The 17,159-nt window shown below is 70.3% G+C and carries 12 protein-coding genes; 8 read left to right on the top strand and 4 right to left on the bottom strand.

All coding sequences use genetic code 11. The features are described from left to right. Window positions 1-4: 4 nt before the first annotated feature. The 3 genes from ACWIF2_RS25865 to ACWIF2_RS25855 all read right to left on the bottom strand — a co-directional run bounded on the left by ACWIF2_RS25865 (window position 5) and on the right by ACWIF2_RS25855 (window position 4,066). Window positions 5-1,342: an ABC transporter substrate-binding protein gene (locus tag ACWIF2_RS25865; protein ID WP_454363045.1), complete on the bottom strand. Its 1,338-nt coding sequence runs from the start codon at window positions 1,340-1,342 to the stop codon at window positions 5-7. Between the two features lie 376 nt (window positions 1,343-1,718). Further along, the gene (locus ACWIF2_RS25860) at window positions 1,719-2,810 is read right to left on the bottom strand and encodes a LacI family DNA-binding transcriptional regulator (protein WP_454363043.1); all 1,092 of its coding nucleotides are present in this window, start codon (window positions 2,808-2,810) and stop codon (window positions 1,719-1,721) included. 242 nt (window positions 2,811-3,052) lie between these two features. Further along, window positions 3,053-4,066 (bottom strand): hydroxyacid dehydrogenase, encoded by a 1,014-nt coding sequence (locus ACWIF2_RS25855; protein ID WP_454363042.1) that lies wholly within the window; start codon window positions 4,064-4,066, stop codon window positions 3,053-3,055. 606 nt (window positions 4,067-4,672) lie between these two features. On the opposite strand from ACWIF2_RS25855, the gene ACWIF2_RS25850 reads away from it, so the two are divergent. From ACWIF2_RS25850 to ACWIF2_RS25820, 7 genes are all read left to right on the top strand, one after another. Continuing rightward, entirely contained in the window at window positions 4,673-6,022 is a 1,350-nt protein-coding gene (locus ACWIF2_RS25850; RefSeq protein WP_454363040.1) for an extracellular solute-binding protein, read from the top strand. Next, window positions 6,019-7,014 carry a carbohydrate ABC transporter permease gene (locus ACWIF2_RS25845; protein WP_454363038.1) on the top strand — a complete coding sequence of 332 codons (996 nt, stop codon included), beginning with the start codon at window positions 6,019-6,021 and terminating at the stop codon, window positions 7,012-7,014. The genes ACWIF2_RS25850 and ACWIF2_RS25845 overlap by 4 nt, the downstream gene beginning before the upstream one ends. Continuing rightward, a complete protein-coding gene (locus tag ACWIF2_RS25840) occupies window positions 7,011-7,874 on the top strand; it encodes a carbohydrate ABC transporter permease (protein ID WP_454363037.1) in 864 nt (287 codons plus the stop codon). Before ACWIF2_RS25845 ends, ACWIF2_RS25840 begins: the two co-directional genes overlap by 4 nt. A gap of 40 nt (window positions 7,875-7,914) precedes the next feature. Beyond that, window positions 7,915-9,435 (top strand): glycosyl hydrolase family 28 protein, encoded by a 1,521-nt coding sequence (locus tag ACWIF2_RS25835; protein ID WP_454363035.1) that lies wholly within the window; start codon window positions 7,915-7,917, stop codon window positions 9,433-9,435. Beyond that, window positions 9,432-12,776: an alginate lyase family protein gene (locus tag ACWIF2_RS25830; RefSeq protein WP_454363033.1), complete on the top strand. Its 3,345-nt coding sequence runs from the start codon at window positions 9,432-9,434 to the stop codon at window positions 12,774-12,776. Before ACWIF2_RS25835 ends, ACWIF2_RS25830 begins: the two co-directional genes overlap by 4 nt. Before the next feature lie 27 nt (window positions 12,777-12,803). Continuing rightward, window positions 12,804-14,051 carry an alginate lyase family protein gene (locus ACWIF2_RS25825; protein WP_454363031.1) on the top strand — a complete coding sequence of 416 codons (1,248 nt, stop codon included), beginning with the start codon at window positions 12,804-12,806 and terminating at the stop codon, window positions 14,049-14,051. Between the two features lie 92 nt (window positions 14,052-14,143). Beyond that, window positions 14,144-15,748 (top strand): carboxylesterase/lipase family protein, encoded by a 1,605-nt coding sequence (locus ACWIF2_RS25820; protein ID WP_454363029.1) that lies wholly within the window; start codon window positions 14,144-14,146, stop codon window positions 15,746-15,748. Here the strand turns inward: ACWIF2_RS25820 and ACWIF2_RS25815 are convergent. Next, entirely contained in the window at window positions 15,630-15,959 is a 330-nt protein-coding gene (locus ACWIF2_RS25815) for a hypothetical protein (protein WP_454363027.1), read from the bottom strand. The two genes, ACWIF2_RS25820 and ACWIF2_RS25815, sit on opposite strands and share 119 nt — an antisense overlap. Window positions 15,960-16,081: 122 nt before the next feature. Between ACWIF2_RS25815 and ACWIF2_RS25810 the strand changes: the two genes are divergently transcribed. Continuing rightward, the coding region (locus ACWIF2_RS25810; protein WP_454363081.1) for a ScbA/BarX family gamma-butyrolactone biosynthesis protein at window positions 16,082-17,159 on the top strand (1,078 nt) is incomplete at its 3' end.

Here is a 17,159-nt window from a genome sequence, read left to right as displayed (position 1 = left end):
AGCCTCAGCCCTTGACGCTGATACCGCGGGACTTCAGGTCCTTGACCGTCCACTCCTGCATGTGCGCGAGCAGGTCGGTGACCTTCTCCTGCTTGTTGACGACCTTGGCCCAGCCCGCCTGGAGCTCGGTGAACATCGCGGTCCAGTTCGGGCCGTAGGTCCAGTCGGTGGTGACGGTGCCCAGGCTGTCCGTCACGACCTTCTGTGCCGGCTGGTAGTTCTTCCCGAGCAGCTTCTGCGAGATCGACTCACCGACGTAGGAACCGCTGTCCTCGAGCGCCGGCATCACACCGTTGCCGGTCTCCGGGCTCGCCATCGTCTTGACCGCGTCCTGGTTCGTCGACATCCACAGCGCCGCCTTCGCCGCCTGCTCCTGGTTCTCGCACTGCTTGGTCACCAGGGTCACGCTGCCGGTCAGGTTCGTGCCGGCCGGCGTCTTGGCCGCCTCGCCCTTGTACGCCGGCCAGGGCGCCAGGGCCCAGTCGCCGAAGGACTTGGTGAAGTTCTGCACCATGCCGGCCATCTGCCAGGTGGAGATCTGCCGGGTCGCGGTGGCACCGGTGTCGTAACTGCGCTGCACGGCCGCGTAGTCGGCGAAGGACAGCTTGGCGTTCAGGTCGTTGTCGATGATCTCCTGGATCACCTTCGCGGCCTTGAGGGTGCCCTCGTCCTGGAAGTCCACCTTCCAGGCGTTGCCGTCGATCGCGTACCAGTGCGCCCCGGCCTGCATCGCGAGCACCTCCAGGGTGCTCGGGTCCTCACCGGCGTAGTTGGTGATCTTGATGCCGTGCTTCTTCAGCACCTTGCCCGCGGCGATGAAGTCGTCCCAGGTGGCCGGGGGCTTCAGGCCGTACTTCTCGAAGATGTCGGTGCGGTAGATCGTGAACTGCGGTGCCGAGCTGGTGGGAACGCCGTAGAGCTTGCCCTGCACCTGCGCGCTCGACCAGGCGCCGGTGTTGAACTTGTCCTTCTCGCCCTCGACGTACCGCGTGATGTCGGCGAGCGCGTCCTGCGACACCCAGCTGGTCACGTACTCGGCGGTGTTCTGCACCAGGCAGGGGGCGTTGCCGGCCTTCACCGCGTTGGTCAGCTGCTTCTGCATGGTCAGCTGGTCGGTGACCTTCGTGTACTTCAGCCGGATGTCCTTGTGCGAGGCGTTGAACGCCTTGACGACCGCCTCCTGGCCGTTGGCCCAGCCCCAGAAGGGGAGGGTGACCGGACCGGACTTCGACGCGGCGTCGTCGCCCGAGCCGGATCCGCCGCAGGCGGAGAGCAGACCTGTCAGCGCGATGCCCGCGACAGCGGCGGAGGCGAACCTTCTCCGGGGGCTGGTGAAGTTCATCTGACCGTGATCCTTCGGAATAGGACGTTCTCAGAACGAGAGGACGGCGGCGGCTCGTTGGTGCCGGCCGGGAACGGCGGCCGGAATACCGTCGGCTCGCGGTTGCGGGGGGTCGGCCAAGCAGAAGCTGTAGTAAGCGGTTGCTGGGACGGTAGGCGGACGGATCCGCTCAGAGCAAGAGGTGCGCGTCAATTTGTTACGGCGGATCGTCCGGCGGGTTGCCGCCGGACGGACGGCGCGCCCTCGCGTCAGGTTCGGTATACGTACAGGTCAAAGCGCCGGCAGGGGCGCCGGTCCGCGACGCGGCGGGCACGTCGACGCTCCGCGCGAGGGGCCGTAAAGTCTCTGGAAAACGGTTACGTAACGAAGGTCAACGTCAGACGACGCGTGTCGCCGGCGGTCGCACCGAGTTGCGGACCACGACATGCGTGCCCAGCACCAGATGGTCGCCGTCGGCGCCCTTGCGGCGGCCCGCGCCGCCCTCGCGCCGGTCGGCCACCGCGCGCAGCGCGACCCGGCCCATCTCCTCGTACGGCACGTGCACGGTGGTCAGTTGGGGTGTGAGCTGGGAGGCGAGCGGGATGTCGTCGTAGCCGACGATCGAGACGTCCTCCGGTACCCGCAGGCCCGCCGCGCGCAGGGCCTGCGCGGCGCCCGCGGCGACCACGTCCGTCCCGGCGAGCACCGCGGTGAAGTCCGGTGTGTCGTGCAGGGCCGCCTCCACCGCCTCGTAGCCGTGCTCGTAGTCGTACGGGCCGTGCCGGACCATGCCCGCGTCGAAGGGCACGCCGTACGCCTCGAAGGCCCGCCGCGCTCCCTTCAACCTGCCCTGGGCGGTGGTCAGTTCGGCGTGGCCCGGCAGGACGAGGACGCGTCGGTGACCGGCCGACAAAAGGTGGCTGGCCATCGCGTAGGCGCCGCCCTCGTTGTCGTAGTCGACGGTCGTCGCCGGGACGTCGCCCTCCAGCGGGGGCCTGCCCACCAGGACCAGATGCGAGCCGGCCGCGTCCAGGGAACGGGCGAAGCGGGCCATGCGCAGCTGGTACTCGTCGTAGTCGTAGGCGCCGCCGAGCAGGATCACGGCGGCCACGCCCTGCTGCCGCATGAGGTTCACCAGGGCCAGCTCGCGCTCCGGGTCGTCGCCGGTCGTGCCGACCAGGGAGAGCCAGCCGCGCAGTGTGGCGGCACCCTCGACGCCCTTCGCGACGTGCGCGAACGCGGCGCCGGTGATGTTGTTGATGAGGATCGCCACCGTCGGTGTGCCGCCGCCGGCGAGGGAGCGGGCATGGGCGTTGGTGACGTAGTCCAGGTCCCGGACCACCTTCATCACCCGCCGGCGCAGCTCCTCCGACACCGGGTAGTTGCCGGACAGCACCCGCGAGACGCTGGCCACGGAGACGCCCGCGCGCTCCGCGACATCGCGGATGGTCGCCCGGCCGGCGTCACTCGTCGCCTTGCGCTGACTCACCCTTGCGGCTCCTTCACGTAGCGGCCCCGGCACGTGGCCCGATGTGCGGCCCGTTGCCGAGCGCTCCGGTCTGTCGTGACCCGGTCCGTAACGGCCTCGACGCACCCGTGGTCCGGGCACGCCCCGCACCGGTGCGGAAACCGTATCCCATCGTTACTCCAGGCTGGAGGGCCTGTGGACAGCCCACCGAAAGGGCCGTCACCTGGGACGGATCGCCATGCGGGCGTCACACCACCCGGGCATCACGCCACCCGCGCCAGATCCGCGTGCCGCACCTCGTGGACCGGCGGCGCGCCCGCCACCAGGCGTTCCAGTTCCTCCACCACGATGCGGCCGAGCCGCTCCAGTTCGTTGCCCAGGGAACCCGCGATGTGCGGGGTGAGGAACACGTTGGGGAGTCGGTACAGCGGCGAGCCGGCGGGCAGGGGCTCCGGGTCGGTGACGTCGAGGACCGCGCTGAGCCGGCCCGAGAGCAGCTCACCGGTGAGCGCCTCGTGGTCGACCAGCGCACCGCGGGCGGTGTTGATGAGCACGCCCCCGTCCCGCACCAGGGCGAGCCGGTCGCGGTCGAGCATGTGGTGGGTCGCGGGGATGTCGGGGGCGTGCAGGCTCACGATGTCGCTCCGTCTGAGCAGCTCCTCCAGCGACAGCGACTCGGCACCGAGCGCGGCGGCCTCGGCCGGGCTGACATAAGGGTCGTGCAGCAGGACGGTGAGGTCGAACGGCCTCAGCAGCTCCAGCAGCCGACGGCCCACCCGGGATGCCCCGATGACCCCGACGCGGCGGCCGAGGTTGCCGGTCGCGGCGGTCTCCGCGGGGCCCGGGTAGGCATGGGTGCTGCGGAAGTGCTCGCGGTGGTCGAAGGCGTCCTTGCCCACCAGCAGGATCATCGCGAGCGTGTACTCCGCGACGGGCAGGGCGTTGCCCGTCACCGCGCTGGAGACGGTCACCCCGCGTTCCCACAGGGCCTCGCCGACCAGGGAGCGGACGGAGCCGGCCGCGTGCAGCACGGCGTCGAGCTTCGGGACCGCCGCGAGGACACCGGCGTCCAGGTGCGGGCAGCCCCAGCCGGTGATCAGCACCTCGGCGGAGGCCAGTGCACCGGCCGCGACCGGATCGGCGAAGTCCCGCACCACCAGCCCGGGGTCGATGTCGGCCGTGCGCCTCAGTCGCTCCATCAGCGGCGGAGGGAAGAGCAGCGGGAGGTGCACCGGGTCCATCGCGAAGACGGTCCGCGGCAGCTGAGGGCTGGGCATGACTCTCCTGGAGCAGAGGGCGGAGGACGGAAACTGTTTCAGAAAGCGCCTTCTACCGTAGATCCGCCGGGAAGCGGCGGTCAATCGGCTGGGCGGAGGTGACGCCGGGAGGTGCCGGTTCGGCGTAACGCGCGTGATGAGCGCAGGTCGTGGCGTGACGGGAGAGGGGGGCGGGTTGATGGGGTGGGGGAGTCGGGCCGGGTGTGGCCGGGCGGGTCGGGCCCGGGGACCCTTCCGGGGCGGCCCGGCAGGAGGCATGGTCGTGGAAATCGATTACTGCGGTTTCGGTGAGGGAGGGCGGAGCCTGTGCGGCCGCTGTCGAGATCTCGGTGCTCGGGCGGTCCGCTCGGCAACCGGTTCCCCAGTTGTTGCCGAAGTCGAGTGCGGAGACGTCCCTGGTCATGCCGGTCGGAGCACTCTTCGATGGCTTGATCACGGCGACCGAAAACAGGTCTGACCCGCCCTCAAGCTGATGACGCCGAGGTTACACAGTCTTTTCGAAAATTCGTCAAGGCTCTTGACGCGCCATGCCGACCGGAAGAAGCTCTGCCCCACGCACAACAACCGGTTGCCAAGCCACCGGAACCGCAAGGAGGTGGTGCGTTCATGCACCCACGTGCTGGTGCTTCCCTGAGCCGCCGCCGATTCCTCGCCCTCTCGGGGGCGGGCGCCGCGACCGGCGCGGCGAGCCTGAGCGGCTGCGCGATGCAGGTCTCCAACGGCGTCAGCGGCGACGGTGAGACCGTCACGGTGATGGCCAAGCCCGACGACCTCGGCCCGGAGCTCGTCAGACAGGCCCAGAAGGACATCGGCGTCAAGATCGTCACGGTGCGCTACGACATCACCAAGCTCATCGGCATGATGACCAACGGCGCCCCGCCCGACCTGGTGCGCGGTGTCGGCGCCACGGACGCGCCCTATTTCGCGGCACGGGACGTCATGGAGGACCTGGATCCCTACTTCGCCGGGAGCGGTGTCCTCAAGGTCGACGACCTGGACCCCGTCAACGACCTGTGGCGCTTCGACGGCCGTACCCAGGGCAAGGGCCCCCGCTACGGCATGGCGAAGGACTTCTCCCAGGACTCCATGTTCTGGTTCAACACGGCCCTCTTCGACGAGGCGAGTGTCGACTATCCGCCCGAGACCCAGCCGGTCACCTTCGAGGAGTGGCTGGAGAACGCCGAGCGGCTGACGCGGCGCAAGAGCGGCCAGACGACCGTCTTCGGCGGCAGCTACAACGGCGTGTCCACACCCAACATGCTGGCGAGCCTCACGGTGGCGGCCGGCGGCAGCCTCTTCAGCGACGACTTCTCCCGCGTCGACTTCACCACCCCCGAGGCGCGCAAAGCCCTGAACTGGTACATCGAGTACGGCAGGGCAAGGGTCGGCCCCAGCATCGTCCAGCCCGACCCCAATGCCTGGGACGGGCCCACCTTCCAGGCGAACCGCATGGCCATGTCCAACTCCGGCTACTGGCTCGGCGGCCTGATCAACTCCGACAAGAAGCTGGCGCCGCACGCCCGCCTCGCACCGGCCCCGGTGTTCGAGGGCGGCCGGCGGGTCAGCCCCTGCCAGGCGGGGACCGGCCTGTGGATGCCGAAGAAGGCGAAGAACAAGGACGCCGCCTGGCGGGTCTTCGAGTGGTTCTTCGGCGAGGGACCGGCCAAGGCCCGTGCCGCCGGCGGCTGGGGCATCCCCACCCTGAAGTCCCTGCGCCCGCTGATGCCGGCCCAGGAGGACTACCAGAAACGGGTGCTGAAGGTGCAGAAGGCCGAGCTGAAGCACTTCTCGGTGATCGCCTACACCCCCTACGCCACGGCGGACTCCCTCTACGCCCTGTTCAACCAGGAGGCCCCGGCCGCGATGAACGGCCGCATGTCCGTCGACGCGCTGGCCGGCCGTCTGAACTCGGTCATGAACGAGCAGCTGAAGCGCGGTAAGGAGCAGGTGGGATGACGGTCGACCAGATACCCGTCACGGGCAGCATCGGTCCGGCCGCGCGCGCCGACCGCACGACCCGGGACCGGCGGCCCCGGATCTCCATGACGGTGCGCAGGCATCGCGCTTTCTACCTGTTCACCTCGCCCTGGATCCTCGGTTTCCTGCTGCTGACAGTCGTACCCATGGCGTACGCGCTGTGGTTGAGCTTCACGACCTACGACGGCGTCTCGCCGCACTGGAGCTATGTCGGCCTCGGCAACTACACCGAGCTGTTCTCCGACCCGCAGACCTGGAACTCCCTGGGCCGCACGGGCCTGTTCGCGATCACCTCGGTGCCCCTGTCGATCATCGCCGGGCTCGGGCTCGCGGTCCTGGTCAACCGGCCGATCAAGGCACGCGGGTTGTTCCGCACCCTGCTCTATCTGCCGGCCGTGGTGCCCCCGGTCGGTGTGGGCCTCACCTTCAAGGCGCTCTTCGACCAGAACTCCGGTGCCGCCAACGGCGTCATCACCCTCTTCGGCTTCGACGCGCTCGGCTGGCTCGCCGACCCCTACGCCCGGTATGTGCTGCTGATGAGCGTGCTGTGGGCCGCCGGAAACGTCATGATCATCTCGCTGGCCGGGCTCCAGGACGTGCCCCGCGAACTGCACGAGGCCGCCCGCATCGACGGGGCGAGCGCCTGGCGGACCTTCCGCAGCATCACCGTGCCGCTGCTGTCGCCCGTCCTGCTCTTCCAGACGGTGACCGGCGTGATCGCCTCCGTGCAGACCATCATGCCGCTGCTGCTCTCCCCGGACGGCACGACCGCCGGCGTCACCGCGCTGCCGCAGTCCAACTACCTCTACATGATGCACGTGTTCTCGCAGTACTTCGCGCTCGGCCGCTACGGCTACGCCTCCGCACTGCTGTGGGTGCTCTTCGTTCTCATCCTCATCGTGACCGGACTCATCTTCAGGTTCACGTCCGGCGTGGTGTTCTACAACGTCGACCCGGAGGCGAAGAAGTGACCGCCACCAGCCTGCCCCCGAACTCCGCGCCCCGGGTGCGGGTGCGCGTCAACCGGCTCGTCCTCTACACGGTCCTCGTCGCCCTCACCGGGCTGTTCATCGGCCCCTTCGGCTGGCTGATCCTCTCCGGCCTGAAGACCCCGGCGGAACTGGCCGCCTCGCCCGTGCACTGGCTGCCCACCCACGTCCAGTGGCACAACTTCGCGGACGCCTTCAACCTGATCGACTTCCTCGGCTACGCCCGCAACTCCCTGATCATCGCCCTGATCTACGCCACGCTCGTCACACTCAGCTCGGCCTGGGTCGGATTCGGCTTCGCCCGCCTGGACGCCCCCGGCAAGAAGACGCTGTTCGGCATCCTCATCGGCTCGATGATGCTGCCCCAGATGATCACCCTGCTGCCGACGTATCTGATCTTCGCGAAGCTCGGCATGGTCGACACGTACTGGCCGTGGGTGTTCTGGGGACTGGCCGCCGCTCCCTATCTGGTCTTCCTCTTCCGGCAGTTCTTCGCCGGGCTGCCCCGCGAGCTGGAGGAGGCCGCGATCGTCGACGGCTGCGGCTACGGCACCATCTTCTGGCGGATCTTCCTGCCGCAGTCCTGGCCGGTGCTGTCCGCGAGCTTCGTGATCGCCTTCACCTGGTCCTGGGGCGACTACATCGCCCCGCAGCTGCTGCTCTCCACCGACAGGTCCACGCTGGCCGTCGCCGTGATGTCCACCTACGTCACCTCGGCCGGGACGCCCGTCGCCAACCTCCAGGCCGCCGCCTCCGTGATGTACGTCGTGCCGATCCTGCTGATCTTCCTGATCGCCCAGCGCGGCTTCGTCGCCGGCATGTCCACCACCGGCCTGAAGTGACCCCGGCCGTCTCCCGTCTTCGTACCGCCAAGGAGTTCACATGACCCCGTCCCTGTCCCGCCGAGGCGCCCTCCAGGCGGCCGGTGCCACCGTCCTCGCCGCCGGGCTCACCAACCTCACGGCCACGGCCGGCCGGGCCGACGACACCGCCGTCTCGCCGAAGCTGGTGACCTATCCCCGCCCGGCCGCCATGCCGACCAACACCAGCTTCAAGGTGCGGGTCCGTACCGCCCCCGACGGCGAGTGGCAGACACTCGACATCTGGCGGCCCCAGCTCGGGGAGATCAACCCGGCCACGGGGTCGAGCAAGATCTACAACTCGTCGCTGGCGTACTTCGACTTCCAGGGCTCCGTCGAGGTCGAGGTCACCTACCTCAAGGGCGGCACCACCAAGGTCCGCGTCAGACCGGACTCCTACGGCATCAAGCCCGAAGTGGGCGGCGACACCCTGCGGTTCACACTCGACAAGCCGCGCAACGTCGTCGTGCAGCTCAACGACGACATCTTCGACGTCCTCCACCTCTTCGCCCGCCCCGTCGAGAAGAAGATCCCCGCCCAGGACGACCCGAACGTCCTCTACTACGGTCCCGGCGTCCACACCACCGCCGACGGCTATCTGAACGTCCCCTCCGGCAAGACCGTCTACCTCGACGGCGGCGCCGTCCTCAAGGCGACCGTCGTCTTCCGGAACGTGGAGCACGCCGGGATCGCCGGCCGGGGCGTGCTCGCCGGGACGGCGGCGGGCGGTGCCCTCGTGGAGAACTCGCGGAACATCTCCATCGGCGCCGTCACCGTCCTCAACCCGAACGGCTACGCCGTCCAGCTCGGCGAGGCCACCGGCGTCACCATCAAGGGCCTCGGCTCCTTCAGCTCCAAGGGCTGGGGCGACGGCATCGACGTCTTCTGCAGCAGCAACGTCGTCATCGACGGCGTCTTCATGCGCAACTCCGACGACTGCATCGCCATCTACACCCACCGCTGGGAGTACTACGGCGACACGAGCGACATCACCGTACGCAACTCCACGCTCTGGGCGGACGTCGCGCACCCCATCAACGTCGGCACGCACGGCAACACCGACAACCCCGAGGTGCTGAAGAACCTCAGCTTCAAGAACCTCGACATCTGCGACCACCGCGAGCCCCAGATGGGCTACCAGGGCTGCATCGCCCTCAACCCCGGCGACAGCAACCTCATCAAGAACGTGAAGGTCGACAACGTCCGCGTCGAGGACTTCCGCTGGGGCCAGCTCATCCACATGCGGGTCATGTACAACACGAAGTACAACACCTCGGTCGGACGCGGCATCCAGAACGTCTACATCAAGGACCTCTCCTACACGGGCAAGCCGCTCGCGACCTGCCTGCTGCTCGGCTACGACGCCAAGCACGCCATCAAGGACGTCACGTTCGAGAACCTCGTCGTCAACGGCACGGTCATCGCCGACTCGATGAAGAAGCCGACCTGGTACCTCACCACCGACACCATTCCGATGCACGCCAACGAGCACGTGCTGAACCTGAAGTTCCTCACCACCGCCGAGGCGGCCGCGGCGTCATGAGCACCAGCCCCCTGAGACCGATCGCACCGAGCCGCCGGGGCTTCCTCGGCGGCGCGGCCGCCCTGTTGCTGGTGTCCGGCGCGAGCGGCCTGCTCGCCCCCGGCACCGCCCGGGCCGCCACGGCCCGCCCCCGGGCGTTCACACACCCCGGACTGCTGCACAGCGCCGACGACCTGGCCCGGATGAAGACGGCGGTCGCCGCGAAAGAAACGCCGATCTACGACGGTTACCTCGCCCTTTCCGCCCACGCGCGCTCCAAGTCGACGTACACCGTCCAGAACACCGGCCAGATCACCTCCTGGGGCCGGGGCCCCACCAACTTCCAGAACCAGGCCGTCGCCGACTCGGCGGCCGCCTACCAGACCGCGCTGATGTGGTGCCTCACGGGCGAGCGCGCCTACGCCGACAAGGCCAGGGACATCCTCAACGCCTGGTCGGCGTCCCTCACCGCCGTCACCGGAGCGGACGGGCCCCTGGGCGCCGGACTTCAGGCCTTCAAGTTCGTCAACGCGGCCGAGTTGCTCCAGTACACCGGTTACGACGGCTGGGCGAAGGAGGACATCGCCCGTTGCAAGGAGTCGTTCCTGCGCGTCTGGTATCCCGCCATCTCCGGCTACATGCTCTACGCCAACGGCAACTGGGACCTCACCTCCGTCCAGTCGATCCTGGCCATCGGCGTGTTCTGCGAGGAGCCGGCCCTCTTCGAGGACGCCCTGCGCTTCGCCGCCGCCGGCGCGGGCAACGGCAGCGTCCCGCACCGCATCGTCACCGACGCGGGACAGGGCCAGGAGTCCGGCCGCGACCAGGGCCACGAGCAACTCGCCGGCGGCCTGCTCGCCGACGCCGCGCAGGTCGCCTGGAACCAGGGCGTCGACCTGTACGCCTTCGACGACAACAGGCTGCTGAAGAACGTCGAGTACGCCGCCCGCTACAACCTCGGCGGCGACGTCCCGTTCGTCCCCGACCTGGACCGCACCGGCAAGTACATCAAGACGTCGGTCTCGGCCGTCGGACGCGGCACCCTGCCGCCCATCTACGAGATGGCGTACGCGCACTACGCGGGGGTCCGTGGCCTCGACACTCCGTACACCAAGGCGGCCGTCTTCCGGGGCACTGGCGGCGCCCGTGTCATCGAGGGCAGCAACGACGACCTGCCCAGCTGGGGCACCCTGACCTTCGCCGGTACGAAGGCCCCGGCCCCGTCCGCGCCCACCGCCCCGGCCGGTGTCACGGCGGTCGGCGACGACGGGTCCGTCACCGTGGCCTGGCTGCCCTCGGCGTGGGCGGAGTCGTACACCGTCCTGCGGGCGAGCAGCGCCGACGGGCCGTACGAGAAGATCGCCACCGGTGTCGGCAAGCCGGCGTACACCGACCGCCGCGCCCGCCCGGGGCGCACCTCGTACTACACGGTGGTCGCCGTCAACTCCCAAGGCCAGAGCGGCGGTTCCGCCTGGGCGTCCGCGGTTCCCGGCCTGCCCGCCCTCTGGTCCACCCGGGACGTCGGCGACGTCAGGATCCCCGGCTCGGCGGTCTTCGACGGCGAGCGGTTCGTGCTGGAGGCCTCCGGCACCGCCGACACCCATCGTCTGGCCCACCTGCCGCTGCGCGGCGACGGCACGATCACCGCGCGGATCGTGTGGCCGCTCAGCTCCCAGTACTCCAGGATCGGCGTCACCGTACGGGCCGGCCTGGACGCGGACGCGGCCCACGCCGCCATGCTGATCCAGGGCCTGCCGCTGCACACCTGGAGCGGTGTGTGGAGCGTACGGCCGAATGCGGGGGCCGGGATCAAGGGCACCGGCAGTACGCCCGTGCCGCCGTCCCAGCAACAGACGATCACCACCGGCGCCGCCTTCCCGATCTCCTCCCTCGGCGAGCTGCCCGAGTCGGCGACCCCGCTCCAGGCCCCGTACGTCGAGGGCGCCGGCGACGGCTACCGGCTGCGCATGCCGTACTGGGTCCGAGTGACCCGCCGGGGCGACCGCTGCACCGGCGCCATCTCCCCGGACGGCATCCACTGGACCGAAGTCGGGAGCAGTGACGTCGAGTTGGGCAGAACGGTGCATGTCGGTCTCACTCTCACCTCCTGCCTCGGCGTCGACGCCGACTACGCCGAGACCGGCACCGGAGCCTTCGACAACGTCAGCATCACCTCCCGTACGGGCGCCGACATCTGGTCCGTGCCGCGCCCGGCACGGGCCGCCGGGGACCTGCGGGCCGTCGCCGGCGCCGACGCGGTCGAGCTGGCCTGGACCGACCCGGACCTCTCGGCCCGCTACAAGGTGCTGCGCTCCGCCTCCGCCAAGGGGCCGTTCGAGACGATCGCGACCGGCATCGGCCCCGTCGGCTTCGGCACCCGCGTCCGGTACGCCGACGCCACCGGCAAGCCCGGCACGACGTACCACTACGCCGTCGCGAAGACCAACAGCTCCGGGCGCGGCCCCCTCTCGGACCCGGCGAAGGCCACGATGCCGACGCCGTCCGCACCTCAACTCACCTCGGCCGTAGCGGCGTTCGCGAACAAGGGCGTTCCCTTCCAGCACCTGCTGCGCGCCTCGCACGAGCCGGTCCGGTTCGCCGCGAAGGGACTCCCCGACGGCCTGCGCGTCGACAAACGCACCGGCCTGATCTCCGGAACCCCCACCCGGGCCGGCGAGTTCACCGTCACCACCGGCGCGGGGAACGCCGCCGGAGACACCACCGGCACCCTCACCCTCACGGTCGGCACCCCGCCGCCCGCGCCCTGGAGCCACGGCGACCTGGGCGATGTCATCCTCGACGACCGCGCCCACGGCACCCTCGGCGTGGTCGCCGTCCGGACCCCCGGCTCCACCGCCCACGAGGACGGGACCTTCGTGGTGCGGGGCGCCGGAACCGACCTCACCGTCAACAACCAGGGCATGACGGGCCAGTTCGTACGACGGCCCGTCAGCGGTGACTGCGAGGTCACCGTCCGCCTGGTCTCCCGCGCCGGAGCCACCGGCGACCGGGTCGGCCTGCTGATGGCCAAGTCCCTGTCGCCGTTCGACCAGGCGGCCGGGGCGATCGTCACCGGCGGCACGAGCGCCCAGCTGATGCTGCGCCCGACCGTCGCCGGAAAGTCCACCTTCACGGGCAACGCGGCGGTCACCGCACCCTGCCTGCTGCGGCTGAAGCGCACCGCAACCCACTTCACCGCATCCGCCTCGACCGACGGCGGCGCCACCTTCACCCCCCTCGCCGAGGGAGACCTCCCCGGCTTCGGTGACGCCCCCTACTACGTGGGCCTCGTGGTCTGCTCCCGCGATCCCCTGGCCCGCAGCACCACCGAGTTCGACGAGGTGAGCATCACCCCCATGTAGCACTCCACCGATGGGAGAAGCCCCCACATGAGCCGCACTTCCCCCCACACGCACCACGAGGGCGGCCAGGTGAGCCGCCGCGGTCTGCTCAAGAGCGCCGGCGGCCTCACCGCGGCCCTCGCCCTCGGCGCCGGCGCCACCGCCACCACGGCGGACGCCGCCCCCGGCACCTTCACCCACCCCGGCATGCTCCACAACGCCGGCGACATCAACCGCGCCAAGGTCAGGGTCGCCGCGGGCACCGACCCCTGGCTGTCCGGCTGGAACAGGCTGACCGCCAACTCCCACTCCCAGTCCACCTGGAGCCCCCGCGCCACCGCCACCATCATCCGCGGCGGCACCGGACAGAACTACGGACTCCTCTACAACGACATCGCGGCCGCCTACCAGAACGCGCTGCGCTGGAGGGTCGGCGGCACCGAGGCCAACGCCCAGTGCGCCGCGCGGATCCTCAACGCCTGGGCTACGACCCTGACGACGGTCACAGGAAACGCCGACCGGTTCCTCGCCGCCGGCCTCTACGGCTGGCAGTTCGCCAACGCGGCCGAACTCATGCGGGACTACGGCGCCTTCGACCTCGCCGCCTTCCAGGAGATGATGGTCAAGGTCTTCTACCCGCTCAACAACCAGTTCCTGACCGGCCACAACGACGCCTGCATCACCAACTACTGGGCCAACTGGGACCTGTGCAACATGGCCTCCGTCCTGGCCATCGGCATCCTCAACAACGACGGCGCCAAGTACGACCAGGCCGTCACCTACTTCAAGAACGGCGCCGGAAACGGTTCCATCAAGAACGCCGTCCCGTTCCTGTACGGCAATGTCGAGGGCTACGACCTCGGCCAGTGGCAGGAGTCCGGCCGCGACCAGGGCCACACCGTCATGGGCATGGGCCAGATGGGCGCGATCTGCGAGATGGCCTGGAACCAGGGCGAGGACCTCTACTCGTACGACGGCCGCCGTTTCATGAAGGCCGCCCAGTACGTCGCCAAGTACAACCTGAACATGGACGTGCCCTTCACCACCTACAACTGGGGCAGCGGCCAGAACTGCTCCCCGCAGTCACAGACCGTGCCCGGCGCCGGGTCGCGAGGCCAGGTCCGCCCCGTGTGGGCGATGCTCCACTACCACTACGGCAGGCGCCTGCTCCTCGACGACAAGTACGTCGCCCAGATGTGCTTCTCCGTCGCCCCCGAAGGCGGAGGGGGTGACTACGGCAGCGACAGCGGCGGCTACGACCAGCTCGGGTTCGGCACCCTGATGTACGCCAAATAGCCGTCCAACCGGCTCGTGCACCGGAATACCCGTGAGCGATGTGGTGCTCTGGTGATACCGGTGCACGAGCTCGGCGAAGGGCTGGTGGGCGCATGACGGCAGGCCAGACGGATCCCGTGGTCAGGAGCCCGTACGGGGCCGTACGCGGCCGGTACGAGCGGGGAGTGGCGGTCTTCCGGGGCATCCCGTACGCGGCGCCGCCCTTCGGCCCCCGCCGCTTCCGCCCGCCCGTACCCCTCCCGCCCTGGGACGGCGTCCGGGACGCCGGCGCCTTCGGCCCGACCCCGCCGAAGCCCCCGTACTCCGGGGCCTTCGCCCACTATCTGTCCGACCCGGTCGTGCCCGGCGACGACTGCCTCAACCTCAACGTCTGGACCCCGGAGCCGGCCCCCGGAGCCCGCCTCCCGGTACTTGTCTGGCTGCACGGCGGCGCCCTGACCAGGGGTTCCTCCGCCGTGCCCGTCTACGACGGCCATGCCTTCGCCCGTGACGGCGTCGTCTGTGTCTCGGTCAACTACCGGCTGGGTGTCGAGGGCTACGGACTGTTCCCCGACACGCCCCCGAACCCCGGCCTGCGTGACCAGATAGCCGCCCTGACCTGGGTGTACGAGGCCATCGAGGCCTTCGGCGGCGATCCCGGCCGCATCACCCTCGCCGGCCAGTCCGCCGGGGCGATCAGCATCGGCGCCGTCGTCGCCGCCCCGCAGACACAGGGGCTGGTCCGGCGGGCGGTCCTGCAGAGCGGGCCGCCCGAGGCGTCCGACCGGGCCAAGGTACGGCGGATGGTGCGCCGTATGGCCACCCGGCTGAAGATCCCCGCCACCGCCGAGGCCTTCGCCGCCGTCGACCGCGACCTGCTGCTGAGCACCCAGGCCGAGGCGGGCAAGCTGAGCAGCCCCGTGGTCGGCGGCCCCGCCTTCGGCATCGTCGTCGACGGCGACACCGTCCCGCGCGACCCCCTGGAGGCCCTCACCGAGGGCGGCGCGGCCCCCGGCGTCGAGCTGCTGACGGGCTGGACCCGGGACGAGTACCGGCTGTGGCTGGTCCCCGGCGGCCTCCTGGAACGCGTCGACCGCCTCGGGGCCGTCGCCCTGGCCGGTGCCATGGCCCGCTGCCACTGCGGCAGCGAGGTCCCGCGCGGCTACCGCGCCCTGCACCCCGAGGCGAGCACGGCGGAGACCGTCGGTCAGCTCGTCACGGACCACCTCCTGCGCATCCCCCTGCACCACCTGGCCGACGCCCGGACGGAACCCTCGTACGTCTACGAATTCGCCTGGCCCTCGAACCTCCCCGACCTCGGCGCCTGTCACGCCCTGGAGCTCGGTTTCGTCTTCGACACCGGGGAGGTCCCCGAGTCCCGGAAACTGGCCGGTGAGGGCGCCCCGCAGGACCTGGCCGACGCGATGCACGCCGCGTGGGTGCGCTTCGCCACGGACGGCGACCCGGGCTGGGAGCGCTGGGACGCGGCCCATCCGGTGCGCGTCTTCGGCGACCGCGCACCGGAGGCCGAGAACGGCGTGGCCTATACGGCGTACGGCCCCCGGGACCGTGAACTGGCCCTCTGGGCGAGCGACGCCGTCACTCCCGAGGAATCCACACTCGCATCGGTCCCTGCCGACGGTTCGCCCACACGCAGTACGGAACTGCGGTCAGCCGTACGGCGGCTCCGTCGCTCCGGCGCACTCCGCCGGCACTGAGGAGCGTCACACCCCCCAGCAGGCCGGGCTCCTCCCGGGCCTCCAGCCGGGCCCCGTCCGGCAGCGTGAGGTCGTCGGGTGCCCAGGGGCGGCGCAGCCGGAGCCAGCCGGGGGAGGTCTCGGCCGTGCGGTGGTGGCGGGGCGCAGGGCGGTGTGCGCTCCGCCGGTGGGACGGATGGGGCCTTGGCCTGTGGTCATGCCTCCACAGCATCGCACACGTCCGGGCGGGTGCTCCGCGCCGCATGACGAGTGCGTGAGGTGGGCGTGAGCCGCCGCTGGGAGCGTGGGCCGTCGTCAAGGACAGTCTGGGAAAAGGGGATTCGCGTGACCGTGATGGCCGAGACGGACAGCGTCGGGACCGCGCTGCGTGCGCTCACCTTCGAGCACACCGTGGCGAAGGCGCTCGTCCACCGCCGGGCGCTGTCGGAGGTGTTCCTCACCGACAGCACGGCGGTCGACGACAGCCACTTCGTGGCCGGGGCGCAACTGCCGCCGTCCCACGCCTACTACACCGACCACACGACCTGGTCCGCGGTCGATCCGCTGTTCCTGCTGGAGTGCTGCCGTCAGGCCGAGACCCACGCGGTGCACGCGCACTTCGGGGCGCCGGACGGCACCAAGTTCGTTCTCCAGCAGTGGTCGATGGAGCTGCCGGGCCTGGCCGCGCTCCAGCCCGCCCACGGGCCGGCCGAGGTGACGATCGCGGTCACGACGCACGACGCGCAGTGGGTCGGCGGCTCGCTGCGCGGACTGCGGTACCAGATGGCGATCACCGTCTCCGGGCAGCCCGTGGGCGAGGTGTCCATGCGGGTGAAGTACGTCGCCGACAGCGTCTACGGGATGCTCCGCGGCCGCCGGGACGGCGGCTCCACCCCGACGTCCGAGTCCTACCGCCGGCCGGCCGCGGAGGGCCTCGTGGAGCCCGGGCGCGTGGGCCGGGAGCGGCCGGAGAACGTGGTGCTGCTCGACCCGGTCACCGACGGCCGGCAGGTGCGGGCACGGCTGCTGGTGGCCGGCGGTCACCCCAGTCTGTTCGACCACGCCCAGGACCATGTGCCCGGCATGGTGCTGATGGAGGCGGGACGGCAGACGGCCCTGCTGGCCGCCGAGGAACTCTTCGGGGCCCCGGCGGCGTCGTGGTCGGTCACCGGCCTCGAGGCCTCCTTCGACGCCTACGCGGAACTCGACGAGACCCTCACGGTCGTCGCCGACGGCCACGGGCCCGGGGACGCCGCTGCCGGGGCCGTCTCGATCCCCGTGACGTTCGAGCAGGGCGGGCGTGCTGTCGCCCGGGCGGCCTTCACGCTGGAACGCGGCGGCGCGGGCTGGGCGGGCGGTGGAGTCGTTCGTGACGGTTCGGTAGGGGGCGGGGGGGGGTTGTTGCCGGCTGCGGGTCGTGGGTATTTTTGCG

The sequence above is a fragment of the Streptomyces sp. NPDC055506 genome, assembly GCF_053643595.1.
This window is presented reverse-complemented; position numbering and strand designations above follow the sequence as displayed.